Origin of the sequence: Streptomyces sp. NPDC058758 (genome assembly GCF_042746075.1) — a bacterium.
GTDB lineage: Bacteria > Actinomycetota > Actinomycetes > Streptomycetales > Streptomycetaceae > Streptomyces.
This window is the reverse complement of sequence record NZ_JBHYPS010000027.1, coordinates 77,470-93,128: the sequence shown is the minus strand read 5'-3', so window position 1 is coordinate 93,128 and position 15,659 is coordinate 77,470. Positions and strand designations below refer to the sequence as shown.

Here is a 15,659-nt window from a genome sequence, read left to right as displayed (position 1 = left end):
CCCCCGACCTTAGTCGGCGGCGGCCCGCCTGACCGCCCCCTCGCGGGGCTCAGCCGCCGGCGCCGGTGAAGTGCTCGCGGACCAGGGACTCGACGACCGGGAGGTCCTGGGCGCCGAGGGCGTCGAGGAGGGCTCCGTGCTCGGCGGCGTCGGCGACCAGGTCCGCGTGGCGCGGGACCGGGGCGCTGAGCAGGGGCCACTGGGAGCGGCGGTGGAGGTCGTCGGCGACGGCGAGGAGCTGTTCGTTGCCGGCGAGGGCGAGGACCGCGCGGTGGAAGGCGCGGTCGGTCTCGGCGTAGTGCGCGCGGTCGCCGCGGGCGGCGGCGGCGCCGGTGGCCTCGGCGAGCGGGCGCAGCGCGGCCCACCGCCCGGCCGGGACCGTGCGGGCGAGCCGCAGCATGACCGGGACCTCGATCAGGGCGCGCACCTCGGCCAGCTCGGCCAGTTCGCGGGGGGTGCGGACGACGACCCGGAAGCCGCGGTTGGGGACGACCTCGACGGCGCCCTCGACGGCGAGGCGCTGCATGGCCTCGCGGACGGGGGTCGCGGAGACGCCGAAGCGTTCGCCGAGAACCGGGGCGGAGTAGACCTCGCCGGGCCGCAGCTCGCCGGCGACGAGGGCGGTGCGCAGGGCGTCGAGGATCTGGCCCCGGACGGAGTGGCGCCGCACGGCGGACGGGCCGCCGCCGGGCGGGGGCGGCGGCGCCCCGCCGTGGGTGTGCTCGCCCCTGGCCTGCTCGGGGACGCGCGCGGCGCCGGGATCGCGCGCGCCGGTCCCGGGGCCGTACGGACCGGCCGCGGGGTCGCCGAATCGCACGGACGGTCCCTCCGTCGCCCACTCGCGCGCTGCGCCCTGCTCCACCCGGGTCCTCCTGCGGCCTCGTGCCGGGCCCGGCTCGCGGTGCCGGGGTCCCCTGTGCACCATAGGCGAACGGACCGTTCCGCGGGGCCGCCCGCCTCGGGCGCGGAGGGGAGCGGGCCGCCGGTGGTGAGACGCGATGCCGTTTCGGGTAAGGTAAGGCTAACCTGCTAACGATCGCGATTCGGTGGTCCGCATGACCGTCCCCGGCCTGTTGCCCTCCCCCCTCGTCTCGCCCGTCGCGGCCTCGTACGCCCGGCTGACCGAGGCCTTCTCCGGCCTGCGGATAGAGGAGACGGCCGGGAACGAGCGGCTGCCGGGCGGCGCCGGCTGGGTGCGCGCCGAGGAGCTGGCCGCCGGCGGGGCCGTGCTCGACGCCTTCCTCGCCTGGGACAACGCGCAGGTGCTCCGGGACTACGGGCAGCAGGCCCGCCCCGACGTCGTCGCCAGCTTCGGCCTCCACCGCTACGCCTGGCCCGCCTGCCTCCTGGTGACCGTCCCCTGGTTCCTGCACCGCCGGGTCCCCCGCCTCCCCGTGGAGGCGGTCTCCTTCCAGCGGGCCCTGGGCCGGATGGCGGTCCGGGTGGAGGAATTCGCCTGTCTGCCCGGCGATCCGGCCGCCGCCCTGCCCGGCGCCCGGGTGGTCTCCGGCGAGGACGCCCTGCGCGCGGAGGTCCGCGCCTCGCTCGCCGAGCACTTCGAGGCCCTCCTGGGCGGCTTCGGACCGCGGATGCGGCGGGGCAGGCGCGCCCTGTGGGGGATGGTGACGGACGAGATCGTGGAGAGCCTCTGGTACGTCGGCGCCCTGCTCGGCGAGGAGGAGCGGGCCATGGCCGAGCTGGAGCTGCTGCTGCCGGGGAGCACCGGCAGGCCGGAGAAACCGTACGCGGGCGGGGCCGGCTTCCGTCCGCTGCCCGGGGCCGAGGCGCCGGACGGCACCCCCCGCGCCACCCGGGACCGGGCCACCTGCTGCTTCTTCTACACGCTGCGCCCCGAGGACACCTGTCTCACCTGTCCGCGCACCTGTGACGCCGAGCGGGTCCAGCGGCTCGCCGCGACCGCCTGAGCCACCCCTCGCCCCGGGCACCTCACACCACCCTCACGAGTGACGTGAATCGAACGCAACTCCGGTCACCCTGCTCCCCGTTCGATCAGAAGGTACCTATTCGTATGCCCTGGGCCCCCGTTGGCGTGCTCTTGCCCCGAAACCCCGTGGGCCCGCCGATCGGTCGGACAGTATGGGCGGCCAAACGCCCCACTGCGATGCGAGGGACACCGCATGAGACTGACCGACATATCGCTGGACTGGCTGCTTCCGGGCGGCGTGATGGTGGCCGGAGTCCTGACGGCGGTGGCGGTGCTCGCGCGCGGGAAGCGCGCCGGTGACCAGGCCGCGGCCGAGGACTCCTGGGAGCGCAGCGAGGAGCGGCGCAGACGCAAGGAGGCCATCTACGGGTTCGCCTCGTACGGGCTGCTGTTCTGCTGCGCCGCCGTCGCGGCGGCGCTCTCCTTCCACGGGCTGGTCGGCTTCGGCCGGCAGAACCTCAACCTGACGGGCGGCTGGGAGTACCTGGTGCCGTTCGGCCTCGACGGCGCCGCCATGTTCTGCTCGGTGCTCGCCGTCCGCGAGGCCAGCCACGGCGACGCGGCCCTCGGCTCCCGCCTCCTGGTGTGGCTCTTCGCGGGGGCGGCGGCCTGGTTCAACTGGGTGCACGCGCCGCGCGGCCTGGGCCACGACGGGGCCCCGCAGTTCTTCGCGGGGATGTCCCTGTCGGCGGCGGTCCTCTTCGACCGGGCGCTGAAGCAGACCCGCCGGGCGGCGCTGCGCGAGCAGGGCCTGGTGCCCCGGCCGCTGCCGCAGATCCGGATCGTCCGGTGGATAAGGGCTCCGCGGGAGACCTTCGCCGCCTGGTCGCTGATGCTCCTGGAAGGCGTGCGGACCCTGGACGAGGCCGTGGACGAGGTCCGCGAGGACCGGCGCGAGAAGGAGCAGAACCGGATCCGCCGGCGCGAGCAGGCCAAGCTCGACCGGGCGCAGATCAAGGCGCTCAACCGTCAGCACCGGGCCTTCGGCCGGGGCGGCGGGCGCCAGGTGGAGGTGGCGGCCCTGTCCGCCGCCACCGGGACCGGCGGGGGCCAGGCCCCGGGGTCCGGGCCGGGTTCCGCGACGGCTGCGGTCACCGCAGCCGTCGCGGAACCCGCCATAGCGGACCCGGGACAGCTGCCGCTTCGGCCCCGGCCCTCCCTGCAAGCCGTCAGGGGCAGTGAGGCGCGGACGGTGGACCTCACCGCCGAGGACGACACCCAGTCGATGCCCCGGTACGCGTTCGACTCCCTGGAGGCCAAGCTCTCCGAGATGGAGCGCAAGCTCGGCTAGCGGGATCGCACCACCCCACGGCGGGGCCGCCCCTCAGGCGGCCCCGCCGTTCAGTTCGAACCAGACGACCTTGCCCGTGGCGCGCTCCTCGACGCCCCAGGAGTCGGCGAGCTCCCGCACCAGGAAGAGCCCCCGGCCGTGCGTACCGTCGTCGGCGGGCGGTACGGGCGGCACGGCGAGCCCGGACTCGAAGTCACGTATCTCGACCCGGAGTTGACGCGGTTCGACGGTGGCGGTCACCACCGCGCCGTGGCCGGTGTGGACCAGCGCGTTGGTGACCAGTTCACTGGTGAGCAGTTCGGCCACGTCCCCGGCACCCGGACCGCCCCAGGCGACGAGGAGTTCGCGTAACGCGTGGCGGACCTCCGGCACCGCGGTCAGGTCGGCCCCTCCCACCTTCCTGAGCAGTTGAGTCGGCTGTCGTGCCTTCCCGGCCATAGCCCCCACCCACACGGTCGCTTCGAACAGACTCACGGAAGAGCCTGCCCCGCGCGCCGGGCGGCATGCGCCGGGCCCCGGCCCCTCAGGGGCGGGGCACGTTGCGCAGGTTGGAGCGGGCCATCTGGAGCATCCGGCCCACTCCCCCGTCCAGGACGATCTTGCTCGCGGAGAGGGCGAAGCCGCCCACCATCTCGGCGCTGATCTTCGGGGGGATGGAGAGGGCGTTGGGGTCGGTGACGACGTCCACGAGGGCGGGGCCCTTGTGCTTGAAGGCGTCCCTGAGGGCGCCCGCCAGGTGCTTGGGCTTCTCGACCCGGACCCCGTAGGCGCCGGCGGCGCGGGCGACGGCGGCGAAGTCGGGGTTGCGGTTGGCCGTGCCGTACGAGGGGAGGCCGGCGACGAGCATCTCCAGTTCGACCATGCCGAGCGAGGAGTTGTTGAACAGCACGATCTTCACCGGGAGTTCGTACTGGACGAGGGTGAGGAAGTCGCCCATGAGCATGGTGAAGCCGCCGTCGCCGGAGAGCGTGACGACCTGCCGGCCCCGGTCGGTGAACTGGGCGCCGATGGCCTGCGGCAGGGCGTTGGCCATGGAACCGTGACTGAAGGAGCCGATGATCCGACGGCGTCCGTTCGGCGTGAGGTAGCGGGCCGCCCAGACGTTGCACATGCCGGTGTCGACGGTGAACACGGCGTCGTCGTCGGCGAGTTCGTCGAGGACGGAGGCGACGTACTCGGGGTGGATCGGGGTGTGCTTCTCGACCTTGCGGGTGTAGGCCTTCACCACGCCCTCCAGGGCGTCGGCGTGCTTCTTCAGCATCTTGTCGAGGAAGCGGCGGTCGGTGCGCTCCCGGATCCGGGGGGTGACGCAGCGCAGGGTCTCCCGGACGTCGCCCCAGACGGCGAGGTCGAGCCGGGAGCGGCGGCCGAGGTGCTCGGGGCGGACGTCGACCTGCACGATCCGGACGTCGTCGGGGAGGAAGGCGTTGTACGGGAAGTCGGTGCCGAGCAGGATCAGCAGGTCGCACTCGTGGGTGGCCTCGTAGGCGGCGCCGTAGCCGAGCAGTCCGCTCATGCCGACGTCGAAGGGGTTGTCGTACTGGATCCACTCCTTGCCCCGCAGGGCGTGTCCGACGGGGGCCTTGAGGCGCTCGGCGAACTGCATCACCTCGGGGTGGGCGCCGGCGGTGCCGCTGCCGCAGAACAGCGTCACCCGTTCGGCCGCGTCGATCATCCGGACCAGGGCGTCGATCTCGGAGTCGCCCGGGCGGACGGTGGGGCGGGCGGTGACGAGCGCGCTGCCCGCGGACTTCTCCGGGGCGGGCTGGTCGGCGATGTCGCCGGGGAGCGCGACCACGGAGACGCCGCCGCGGCCGACGGCGTGCTGGACGGCGGTGTGCAGCAGCCGGGGCATCTGCTTGGGGCTGGAGATGAGTTCGCTGTAGTGGCTGCACTCGCGGAACAGCTGGTCGGGGTGGGTCTCCTGGAAGTAGCCGAGCCCGATCTCGCTGGAGGGGATCTGGGAGGCGAGGGCGAGGACGGGGGCCATCGACCGGTGGGCGTCGTACAGGCCGTTGATGAGGTGGAGGTTGCCCGGTCCGCAGGAGCCCGCGCAGGCGGCGAGGCTGCCGGTGATCTGCGCCTCGGCGCCCGCGGCGAAGGCGGCGGTCTCCTCGTGGCGCACCTGGATCCAGTCGATGGCGGGATTGCGCCGGATGGCGTCGACGACCGGGTTCAGGCTGTCGCCGACCACGCCGTACAGCCGTTGCACGCCCGCGCGGACGAGGATGTCGACGAACTGCTCCGCTACGTTCTGTTTGGCCATGGGTCCATCAACACACGGCCCGGCCTCTCACGCCTCCCAGACCGCCGCTCCCGTACGGTCATCGGCGTACCCGGTCACCCTCAGCTGGGTGTCGGCGAGGAAGGCGGCGAGGCCGGGGGGCTCGGCGCCGGACCAGCGGTCCGCCAGCTCGCGGGCGAGGGCGGGCTCGCCGCGCATCGGCTCCGCGAGCCCGGGCGAGGCGAGCAGGAGGGTGTCGCCGGGCCGGGCCACCGAGGCGCGGAAGCGGAAGGGTTCGGCGGGCGGCGGGACGGGCTCCTCGATGACCGGCCCGGGGGCGGTGGTGATGCCGAGGTCCATGGTGAGCCGGTCGCCCTCCTCGGTGACCTCGGGCGTCCCGTGCGGCGGCGTCGAGCCGAAGCCCACGACGGGCGCGCCGGTGACCGAGGCCGGGTCGGGCAGCAGCGGCTCGATGTCCTGCCAGGCGCCGTCGCGGAGCCGGAAGAGACCGCCGCCGCCGATGCCGAAGAAGACCCGGGTGCGGCAGTCGGGATCGGCGGGGATCAGCAGGCAGCGCAGGGTGGCGGTGTACGTGTCGGGGGCCAGGCCCCGCTCGGCCGCCCGGGACCGGAGCCGGCCGTAGGTGCGGTCGGTGAGCCGCTGGAGACCGGACTTGAGGTCGCCTCGGCGGCCGGAGCGGATGTCCTCGGAGAGCCGGGCGTGGCTGCGGCCGACGGCCTCGCCGATCCAGCGGCAGACGTCGGCGGCGGCGAGGTGGGCCTCGTCGGCGGCGCGGGAGCCGGCCGCGACGGCGACCAGCACGAGCGCGGTCTCGTCGTGGCCGAAGCGGGCGGTGAGGAGGGCGTCCCTGCGGGGTTCGCCCCGGTAGCGGGCGGAGTCGCCGCGGACGGAGGCGGCGCGGAGGGTGGCGGTGCCGTAGCGGGCGCCGTCGAGGACGGTGTCGGCGACCAGGCCGCCGAGTTCGCCGGGGCGCGCGGCGGGCAGGGCGGTGGGCTCGGCCTCGTAGGTGGGCGGCCGGCTGCCGACGAAGCCGGTGCGCGGCCGGGGCACGGAGGCGGGCAGCGGCACCCGGAGCGTCGGCTCGTGCCCGCCGGGCAGCTGCACCCGCACGGTGGCGTCCCCGGGTACCGGCTCCGCCTCGGCGGCCACCGGCTCGGGCTCCGGTTCCGGGGCGGGCGGCGGGGGCGGCGCCGGGAAGGTGCGGGGCCCGCTGACGGGCGCCTCCCACGGGGCGGGCCCGAGGACCGCGGGCGGCGCCGCGGGGCGCACCGGCGGAGGCAGCACCGCCCTCTCCGGCCGGGACGCGCCGGGCGCCTCACCCGCCGGGAGCGGCGGCACGGCCGGATGGGCCGGCGGCGGAGGCCCGGCCGGACGGACCGGCGGGGGCGCGGACGCGGAGGCCGGCGGGGACGTGCTCGGACGGACCGGAGGAGGTGTGGACGGCGCCGGGGGCGCGGGCGGCTCGGGCGCGGACGGCGCCGGGGGCACGGCCGGACGGACCGGCGGGGGCGCGGTCACCGGGGGCGGCGGGGGCGCGGAGGCCTCGGGCGCGGGGGGCGGGGGTGGGGTGGCGGGGTCGGGTGCGGTGGCGCGGGTGGCGGAGGCGAAGCGGGCGTCGAGGGTGTCACCCGGGGCCGTCGGGGCGGGGTCCTCCGCCGCTTCGTCGTAGAGCGCGTCCCACCAGTTGTCCCCCTGCTGCGTCATGCCCTTATTGTCCACCGCGGGCGGCCCGGGAAAACGGGACACGAGAAAAACCGTTGCCGCAAATGGGTGGTCCGCCGGACGACCCCACCCCCCACGGGAAGGACGTCCGGCGGACCGGCGTGGTCAGCGCACGTCGTAGGCGCGGACCACGGTCTGGGTGACGGAGTTGCCGTTGGCGTCCGTCAGTTCGGTCTTCAGGGTGACCGGCTTGCCCGTCGCGCCCGCGTGGTCCACGGTCGCGACCCACTCGCCGCCCGCCTCGGCGACCCGCGCCTCGGTCCAGGTGGTGCCCCCGTCGTAGGAGTACGAGAGCGTGGCCGAGGTGAGGGCGCCCGGCTCGTATCCGGCGTGACCGGTCACGGAGAGGCGGATCCGCTGGCCGTCGGTGGCGGCGAGGGTCTTGAGTCCGTCCACCGGCAGGTCGTACCGGGGGAAGAGAATCGGGATGCCCTGAGAATAGACGGTCTCGTCGAGCTGGGAGGTGAATTTCCAGATCGACTGCACGGAGGTGGAGCGGGCCCAGTTCCGGTTGCCGATCTTCGTGGTGTTCTGTTCCAGCTCGTAGGTGCCGCGCTCGGCGGGCACCTCGAAGACTCCGGAGGGCCAGGCGTTCTCGCCGATCAGCTCGCCGTCGCGGCGCAGCCGCAGGTTGCCGAGGTCGCCGAAGGAGCCCGGCTCGGCGTGGTGCGGGCCGTCGCCCCACATCGCGGCGGCGAAGCCGATGAGGTCGCCCTGCCGCTCGGAGACGAGGACGGGCTCGCCGGAGGTGTCGCGCGGGGCGGTCGGGACGATGACGCCGTCGTACCACTTCTCGGTGCGCCGCTCGCCCGGGGCGTAGGCGTGCCGGTCGCCGACCATCAGCTCGCCGTAGGGGAAGCTGCTGCCGGTCATCTGCTGCCAGACGGTGTCGCCGGCCGTGTAGTACTCGGTGCGGCTGCCCGGGGCGGGGACGGTCTCCAGGCCGGCGAAACCGACGGAGAGGCCGTTCGGACGGTACGCGGCGGGGAAGTTCATGAAGTCCGCGGCGACGCCGGCCGAGCCGTAGGAGACCTCGGAGCGGCCGAGCCGGGAGTCGCGGGGCCGGTAGACGCGGTCGCGGTCGACCTCGCCGGTCTCGGGGAAGGCGAGGCTGTAGACGTAGGACGGCTTGGCCGAGGCCTTCCAGTGCAGGGTGACCTCGCCGGCGGCGAGCCGGTCGCGGAGCGCGCCGGCCTCGGCGGCCGGGACCGCGAGGGCGGGCAGGCCGACGCCGGTGAAGCCTCCGGTCGGGTACCAGCGGAGCGCGGACTCGTGGTGGACGACGACGCCGATCGCGCCGGCGGCCTTGGCGTTGCGGGCCAGGGCGGCGACGCCGGTGGTGTCGTCGGGGAGGCGGACCAGGGCGAGGCGGCCCTGGACGCCGGCGGCCTTCAGCTCGTCGGGGGTGCCGGTGCCGGCGTCGACGAGGGGGGCGGAGCCGGTGCCGTCGAGGTTGTCGGAGCCGGTGGAGGCGGTCAGCGGGTGGAGGTCCAGGCCGTCGCCGGTGCGCAGCGAGGAGATCTGCGGGGCGGCGGCGCGCCAGTAGCTGCCGGACTCGAAGTCCCCGTCGCGGGCCTCGCCCTCGACGGAGGCGTAGTACGCGCGGATGGTGCGCGGGCCGATGGCCGTGCCGGAGTGCGTCCAGACGTCGTCCCAGGAGCGGGCGAACGCGAGGGTGGTGCCGCGGGCCTCGGACGGCCGGTCGGTGCGGACCGACAGCCGGGCGGCGTCGCGGGCGTCGAGGACGACGGTGGTGTCCTCGCGCACCTCCAGCTGCGGGCGGGCCAGGTGGGTGAGGGAGTCGGTCAGCGTGGCGCCCTCGCCGGCGTCGGGGGTGGTGACGAAGGAGGTGAGGAAGTAGCTGCCGGGGCGCACCCGGAAGACCTGGTCGGTGGCGCCCTCGTTGAACCGGCGCTCGCCGGTGGCGTCGTCGGTGCCGATGACGTCGAGCGAGGACGCGCCGTCGGCCGGCTTGCCCTGACGGTCGATCAGCTTGACGCGGAGGGTGACGGTCTCGGGTTCGACGTAGAGGGAGAAGGGGGTGGAGACGTGGACGCCGCCGCGGGCGGTGGCGACGACCCTGCCCGTGACGTCGCCGTACTGCGCGCGCTCCAGGCGGGCGGTGGGGTCGATCGCCAGCGGGACCCCGACGGTCGCGCCGGCCGGGACGGTGACGGTCCGGCGGCCGAGGCGGGCGACGGACGACTTCACGGCGGAGCCGTCGTTGCCGGTGACCTTCTCGACGGCGAGGTCGAGGGTGACGGGGGCGCCGGAGGTGTTGGTGTACGGGACGGTGACCGTGGTGCGGTCGCCGCGGTCCTGCGGCCAGTGGAAGGTGCCGCCCTGGACGGCCGGGGCGGACAGGACCGTCTGGTCGATCGCGGCCTTGACGTCGAGCCGGCCGCCGCCGGTCTCCCGGACGTCGCCGGGGATGTCGGTCTCGGCGGAGGAGACGAGCGCGGCCTTCAACTGCTGTGCGGTCCAGTCGGGGTGACGCTGCTTCAGGATCGCGGCGGCGCCGGCGACGTGCGGGGTGGCCATCGACGTACCGGACATCTCCTGGTACGCGTAGGGGCCCCGGCCGCCGGCCGCGGCGGCGGAGATCCCGACGCCGGGGGCGGCGATCTCGGGCTTGAGGGCGTGGGCCTCGTTGGCGACCGGGCTGCGGCTGGAGAACCACGCGGTGGAGTCGTCGCGGTCGGTGGCGCCGACGGTGAGGACGCCGGGAGCACAGCCGGGCGAGGAGACCGAGTTGAGGGACGGGCCGGCATTGCCCGCGGCGACGACGAACAGCGTGCCCTCGTTCTGCGCGAGCTGCTCGGCGGCGGCGCTCATCGGGTCGTCGCAGTCGGTCTCGGAGGGGTTGCCCAGGCTCATGGAGACGACGTCGGCACCCTGGGCGACGGCCCACTCCATGCCGGCGATGATCCACGAGGTGGCGCCGGAGCCGGAGTCGTTGAGGACCTTGCCGTTGAGGAGTTCCGCGCCGGGGGCGACGCCCTTCTTCCTTCCGTCGCTCGCGGCGCCCGAGCCGCCGACGGTGGAGAGGGTGTGGGTGCCGTGGCCCTGGCGGTCACCGGCGGTGGCGGAGTCGGTGAAGTTCTCCGAGGCGGTGATCCGACCCTTGAGGTCGGGGTGTTCGGCGTCGGCGCCGGTGTCGAGGACCGCGACCTTGGTGCCCGTGCCGTCGTAGCCGGCGGCCCAGGCCTCGGGGGCGTGCACCTGCCGGGTGGACTGCTCCAGGGCGGCCTCGACCTTGCGGTCCAGCCACAGCTTCTCGATGCCTGCGGAGGCGGAGCGGGCGGTGGGGGCGGAGACCTCGGACCAGAAGGCGGCGGCCTGCTTCTTGTCGGCCTGGAGGGCGACGCCGCCGATGGTCTTCAGCACCTGGCCGCGGCGGGCGCCGCGGGGGGCGGCCGGGGCGGTCCGGGCGGTGGCGCCGGAGCCGTAGACCGCGATGAGGGGGAGCGTGGTGGTGGAGGCGTCGTCGTAGCCCTGGCGGACCAGGCCGGTGACGTTGAACAGCTCCTCGTCGACCAGGTCGGCGGCGAGCGCGTCGGTGGCGCCCTCGGGGTACACGTACAGGTCCTGGCCGGAGCGGCGGGTCTGGACCAGCGGGACGGTGCCGTCCTCGCGGGGCAGCACGGTGGCGGCGGGGCCGCCCTGTGCGTCGCGGCCGACCAGGACGCGGTCGCCGGTGACCAGGGTCACCGTGTCGGGCCGCTCCGAGGAGCGGCCGTGGGCCTCGCTGCCGACCAGTGGGCGTGCGGCGGAGCCGCCGGCCGGCGGCTGGGCCGCGACGGACGGCAGGGCCGCTGTGACGGCCAGGACGGCGGCGGTCGCCGCCCCCAGGGCCGTACGCGAAATCGGGCGCATCGCTCTCCCCATCAGAATCCGGACAACAGGCGCAAGTCACCCTTGTCCGGAGGCGGTTGGTGCTGCGGTGGCGCCACATTGGCAGAGGTGAGGGCGGTGCAGGGATGATGGGAGAGGCGGGAATACGCCGTGGCCGTTTCCCGCCAGGTCACCAACGGAACGAATGCCTCCGGAGAACGTCCGCGGAACGCCGCGCGGAACGCCGGAGACACGGCGAGGGGCGGGAACCGATGCTGGGTGCGATAGGACTGGACGAGCGGCAGGAATCCGCGTACCGGGCGCTGATCGCGCTCGGGGCCGCGGAGGTCACCGACCTGGCGCACCGGCTCTCGCTGCCCGAGCAGGACACGGAACGGGCCCTGCGCCGCCTGGAGGCGCAGGGCCTCGCCGCCCAGTCCTCGGCGCGCACCGGGCGCTGGGTGGCGGCCCCGCCCGCGGTCGCGCTCGGCGCGCTCCTCACCCAGCAGCGCCACGAGCTGGAGCAGGCGGAGCTGGCGGCGGCGCTGCTGGCGGAGGAGTACCGGGCGGAGGCGACCGAGCCGGCCGTCCACGACCTGGTCGAGGTGGTCACCGGCGCCAGCGCCGTCACCCACCGCTTCCTCCAGCTCCAGCTCGGCGCGACCGAGGAGGTCTGCGCGCTGGTCACGGGCAAGCCGATCGCCGTCTCCGGCCTGGAGAACGACGCCGAGGAGCTGGCCGCCGGGCGGGGCGTGCGCTTCCGGGTGGTCATCGAGCGGGAGGTGCTCACCCTCCCCTCCGGGCTGCTCGAACTGTCCGCGGCGCTCGGCCGCGAGGAGCAGATCCGGGTCGTCGACCGGGTGCCGACCAAGCTGGTCGTCGCCGACCGCAGCCTCGCGATGGTCCCGCTCACCGGCCGGGGCGCCGAGCCTGCCGCGCTCGTGGTGCACGCGAGCGGCCTCCTGGAGTCCCTGATGGGCCTCTTCGAGGCGGTCTGGCGGGAGGCGCTGCCGCTGCGGCTCGGGGCGGGCGCCCAGATCAGCGAGGACCAGGCCCCCGGCCCGGACGTCACCGACCTGGAGATCCTCTCCCTGCTGCTCGCCGGCATGACCGACGCGAGCGTGGCCAAGCAGCTGGACCTCGGCCTGCGGACCGTCCAGCGCCGCGTGAAGGGCCTGATGGAGCTGGCCGCCGTGACCACCCGCCTCCAGCTCGGCTGGCACGCCTACGAGAAGGGCTGGGTGGCCCGCCACTGACGAACCACGAGCGGGGCGGGGCGGGGCCCTGCCGGCGGCGGGGCGGGGGCCCTGCCGGGGCGGGCCCTAATGGGCCCCGTGGGCTGCGGGGGCGGCCGGGGTGGTGGAGGCTGGGGGCGTGGGTGTGTGGCAGCTCCTGATGGTCGCGGCCGTCATGCTGCTCGGCCTGTTCGGGGTCCTGGCGCCCGGCGTGCCGGGCAGCTGGCTGGTGTGGGCCGCCGTGCTCTGGTGGTCGCTGCACGAGCAGACCGGCCTCGCCTGGATCCTGCTCGTCTCCTCGACCGCCCTGCTACTCCTCACCCAGGTGGTCGTCTGGCAGCTGCCGGCCCGCCGCTTCCGGGGCGTCGGCCTGACCCGCCGGACCATCGGGTACGCGGGCGCCGGCGCCCTCCTGGGCTTCGTCCTGGTCCCCGTGCTGGGCGCGGTGCCCGGTTTCGTCGGCGGCGTCTACCTCTCCGAGCGGCTCCGCCTCGGCGGCCACGGCCAGGCCCGCGCCGCCACCCGCGCCCTGATGCGCGCCGCCGGCACCAGCGTCCTGGTCGAGCTGTTCGCCTGCCTGCTGATCGTGGGGGCGTGGGCGGGCGCGGTCATCGCGGGCTGACGTCCAGGAGGCGCCGGGCGTACGACCTCCAGGGCGCCCACTCCGGGACGTCCGGGCCGTCCGGCGGCGGCACGTCCGGGTCGGCGAGGGAGCGGGTCCTGATCAGCGCGGCGGCGCGGGCGTCGACGCCGGGCACGTCCGCGAGGGCGCGGGCCGCCTCGTCGCGGTCGGCGCCCGGGTCGAGGCGCAGGCCGCCGCCGTCGAGGGCGCGGGCGAGCGGGCCGGCGACGGGGTGCGCGGTGAGCGCCCCGGCGGCGGGGAAGAGCGCGCGGAGGGTGCCGTCCGGGGCCTCCAGCGGGGTGCCCAGCTCCGTGAGGACGCGGGCGGACTCCGCCGGGCCGAGGACGGTCCTCAGGGCGTACTCCTCCGGGTCGGCGGCGCCCGGCGAGCGGATGCCGGGCCGGGCGGCGACCGCGGCGGCGAGCCGGGGGTCGGCGCCGAGCCGCTCGGCGACCGCGTACGGGTCGGCGTCGAGGTCGAGGAGGCGGCGCAGCCGGTGCACGGCGGTGGTGAGGTCGCGCAGTTCGGCGAGGTGCAGCCGGGCCTCCAGCCAGCGGCCCGGCGCCCCTTCGCCGACGGCGACGACCCCGGGGCCGTACGGCAGCCGCAGGGTGCGCCGGTAGGTGCGGGCGCCGGGCGGCCCGGTGACCTCCTCGACGCCCGGCAGCGCCTCGGCGGCCAGCAGGTCGAAGACCTCGGCGGCGGCGTACGCCCCCCGGTACGCGAGCCGCAGCGGCACGCCGGTGGCGGGGGCGGCGCGCGGCCCGGAGGTCTCGGCGCGCAGTTGGGTGGGGGTGCGGGCGTAGACGGCCCGGATGGTGTCGTTGAACTGGCGGACGCTGCTGAAACCGGCGGCGAAGGCGACGTCGGTGACCGGCAGGGCGGTGGTCTGGAGCAGGACGCGGGCGGTGTGGGCCCGCTGGGCGCGGGCGAGCGCCACCGGTCCGGCGCCCAGCTCGGCGGTGAGCTGGCGCTGGACCTGGCGGGTGCTGTAGCCGAGGCGGACGGCGAGGCCGGGGACGCCCTCGCGGTCCACGACGCCGTCGCCGATCATCCGCACGGCCCGTCCGACGACGTCGGCCCGGACGTTCCACCCGGCGGAGCCGGGCACCGCGTCGGGCCGGCAGCGGCGGCAGGCGCGGAAGCCGTGCCCCTGGGCGGCGGCGGCCGTCGGGTAGAAGGCGACGTTCCGCCGCTTGGGGGTGACGGCCGGGCAGCTGGGCCGGCAGTAGATGCCGGTGGTGCGGACGGCGAAGAAGAACTCGCCGTCGAAGCGTGCGTCCCTGCTGCTCACCGCCTGGTAGAGGGTGTCGCCCTCGTCGTCCGTCATGCCTCCAGTGTGCGGCGGCGGACCGCCGCACACTCGCGGCTTTCGGACACGGCGTCCGGCCGGCTACCGCAGCCGGCCCTCGCGCTTGAGGGCCAGCGCGGCCCGGCCCTCGGCGCCCTTGCGCTTCCAGTCCTTGCGGATCTCGTGGCGCATCCGGGCGTCGGTCTTGGCGACCAGCCGCTGGTTCTCGCGGAGCAGCTTGCGGTAGCTCTCCAGGCGGCGCACCGAAAGGGTGCCGTCGTCGAGGGCGGCGGCCACCGCGCAGCCCGGCTCGGACGCGTGGGAGCAGTCGTGGAAGCGGCACTCGGCGGCCAGTTCCTCGATCTCCGCGAAGGTCTGGCCGACGCCGGCCTCCGCGTCCCACAGGCCGACCCCGCGCAGTCCGGGGGTGTCGATGAGGACCCCGCCGCCGGGCAGCACGAAGAGGTTGCGGGTGGTGGTGGTGTGCCGGCCCTTGCCGTCGACGTCGCGGGCCGCCTGGACGGTCATGACGTCCTCGCCGACGAGCGCGTTGGCGAGGGTGGACTTGCCGGCGCCGGAGACGCCGAGCAGCACGGTGGTGCCGCCGGAGACGACGGCCGAGAGGACCTCGATCCCCTCCCCCGTCGCCGAGCTGAGCGGCAGCACCTCGACGCCGGGCGCCGCGGCCCGGACGTCCTCGACCAGGTGGGACAGGACGACCGGGTCGCCGACCAAATCGGCCTTGGAGAGCACCACGGTCGGCTGGGCGCCGGACTCCCAGGCGAGGGCGAGGAAACGCTCGATCCGGCCGAGGTCCAGTTCGACGGCGAGCGAGACGGTGATGACGGCGTGGTCGACGTTGGCGGCGAGGATCTGCCCCTCGGACCGCTTCGACGAGGTCGACCGCGCGAAGGCGGTCCGCCGCGGCAGGCAGGCCCGTACGTACCGGGGGTCGGACGCCCCCTCGGGGTCGACGGCCGCCCAGTCGCCGGTGCAGACGACGCGCAGCGGATCGTGCGGCGTCACGAAGGCGGTGTCGGCCCGGACGGTCCCGTCGGCCGTGGCGACGTCGCACTGGCCGCGGTCGACCCGGACGACCCGCCCCGGGACGAGCCCCTGGGCGGCGTACGGAGCGAAGCTCTCGGCCCAGCCGGAGTCCCAGCCGTGGGCGTCGAGGACGGAGGAAGGGGCGGAGGCGGAGGTGCGGAAGGAGGTGGAGAAGGAGGACAGCGGGGAACGCGGGAAAGACAAGGGGAACCCTTCGAAGGGTGGCCCCGGCGGCGCGCTCCGAGCGCGCGGAAGTGGAGTGGGTGTCAGCCGGAGACCACAGGGGTGGGAACGATGAACTCCTGAATGCGGGCAGAGCCCGTCACCGTGACAGTCATCAATGTCCTCACCTCCTGCTTCTTCTCAACGAACCAATACCGCGCCCCGGGCAACGACACAGCCGCGCCCTGGAACGAGCAGAACCATA

11 protein-coding genes are annotated in these 15,659 nt (G+C 75.3%); 4 read left to right on the top strand and 7 right to left on the bottom strand.

Going from position 1 to position 15,659, the window contains the following annotated elements; all coding sequences use genetic code 11:
- Positions 1–49: 49 nt before the first annotated feature.
- Positions 50–862 carry a GntR family transcriptional regulator gene (locus ACFW6A_RS27085; RefSeq protein WP_386643545.1) on the bottom strand — a complete coding sequence of 271 codons (813 nt, stop codon included), beginning with the start codon at positions 860–862 and terminating at the stop codon, positions 50–52.
- 193 nt (positions 863–1,055) lie between these two features.
- On the opposite strand from ACFW6A_RS27085, the gene ACFW6A_RS27080 reads away from it, so the two are divergent.
- Together ACFW6A_RS27080 and ACFW6A_RS27075 are read left to right on the top strand one after the other, a co-directional pair.
- Entirely contained in the window at positions 1,056–1,925 is an 870-nt protein-coding gene (locus tag ACFW6A_RS27080) for a (2Fe-2S)-binding protein (protein ID WP_386643543.1), read from the top strand.
- A 213-nt stretch (positions 1,926–2,138) separates the two neighbouring features.
- Entirely contained in the window at positions 2,139–3,236 is a 1,098-nt protein-coding gene (locus ACFW6A_RS27075) for a DUF2637 domain-containing protein (RefSeq protein ID WP_386643541.1), read from the top strand.
- Between the two features lie 33 nt (positions 3,237–3,269).
- Here the strand turns inward: ACFW6A_RS27075 and ACFW6A_RS27070 are convergent, their stop codons facing one another.
- The 4 genes from ACFW6A_RS27070 to ACFW6A_RS27055 form a co-directional block, all read right to left on the bottom strand.
- Positions 3,270–3,632 (bottom strand): ATP-binding protein, encoded by a 363-nt coding sequence (locus ACFW6A_RS27070; RefSeq protein WP_386643538.1) that lies wholly within the window; start codon positions 3,630–3,632, stop codon positions 3,270–3,272.
- Between the two features lie 127 nt (positions 3,633–3,759).
- Positions 3,760–5,502, bottom strand: coding sequence for a pyruvate dehydrogenase (locus ACFW6A_RS27065; protein WP_351849600.1), 1,743 nt, complete (start codon positions 5,500–5,502; stop codon positions 3,760–3,762).
- 27 nt (positions 5,503–5,529) lie between these two features.
- Positions 5,530–7,185, bottom strand: a complete 1,656-nt coding sequence (locus ACFW6A_RS27060) for a protein phosphatase 2C domain-containing protein (RefSeq protein ID WP_386643534.1) — start codon at positions 7,183–7,185, stop codon at positions 5,530–5,532.
- A 123-nt stretch (positions 7,186–7,308) separates the two neighbouring features.
- Entirely contained in the window at positions 7,309–11,079 is a 3,771-nt protein-coding gene (locus ACFW6A_RS27055) for a S8 family serine peptidase (RefSeq protein ID WP_386643531.1), read from the bottom strand.
- Positions 11,080–11,309: 230 nt separating this feature from the next.
- Here ACFW6A_RS27055 and ACFW6A_RS27050 point away from each other — a divergent pair, with 230 nt between their 5' ends.
- Together ACFW6A_RS27050 and ACFW6A_RS27045 are read left to right on the top strand one after the other, a co-directional pair.
- On the top strand, positions 11,310–12,293 hold the full coding sequence (locus tag ACFW6A_RS27050) for a helix-turn-helix domain-containing protein (RefSeq protein ID WP_351849595.1): 984 nt from the start codon (positions 11,310–11,312) through the stop codon (positions 12,291–12,293).
- 118 nt (positions 12,294–12,411) lie between these two features.
- Positions 12,412–12,894, top strand: coding sequence for a DUF456 domain-containing protein (locus ACFW6A_RS27045; RefSeq protein WP_386478084.1), 483 nt, complete (start codon positions 12,412–12,414; stop codon positions 12,892–12,894).
- On the opposite strand, the gene ACFW6A_RS27040 is transcribed toward ACFW6A_RS27045, so the two are convergent.
- Positions 12,881–14,224: an AlkA N-terminal domain-containing protein gene (locus tag ACFW6A_RS27040; RefSeq protein WP_351849594.1), complete on the bottom strand. Its 1,344-nt coding sequence runs from the start codon at positions 14,222–14,224 to the stop codon at positions 12,881–12,883. The genes ACFW6A_RS27045 and ACFW6A_RS27040 overlap by 14 nt on opposite strands.
- Positions 14,225–14,287: 63 nt before the next feature.
- Positions 14,288–15,415, bottom strand: a complete 1,128-nt coding sequence (rsgA, locus tag ACFW6A_RS27035) for a ribosome small subunit-dependent GTPase A (protein ID WP_386478090.1) — start codon at positions 15,413–15,415, stop codon at positions 14,288–14,290.
- Positions 15,416–15,659 lie beyond the last annotated feature (244 nt).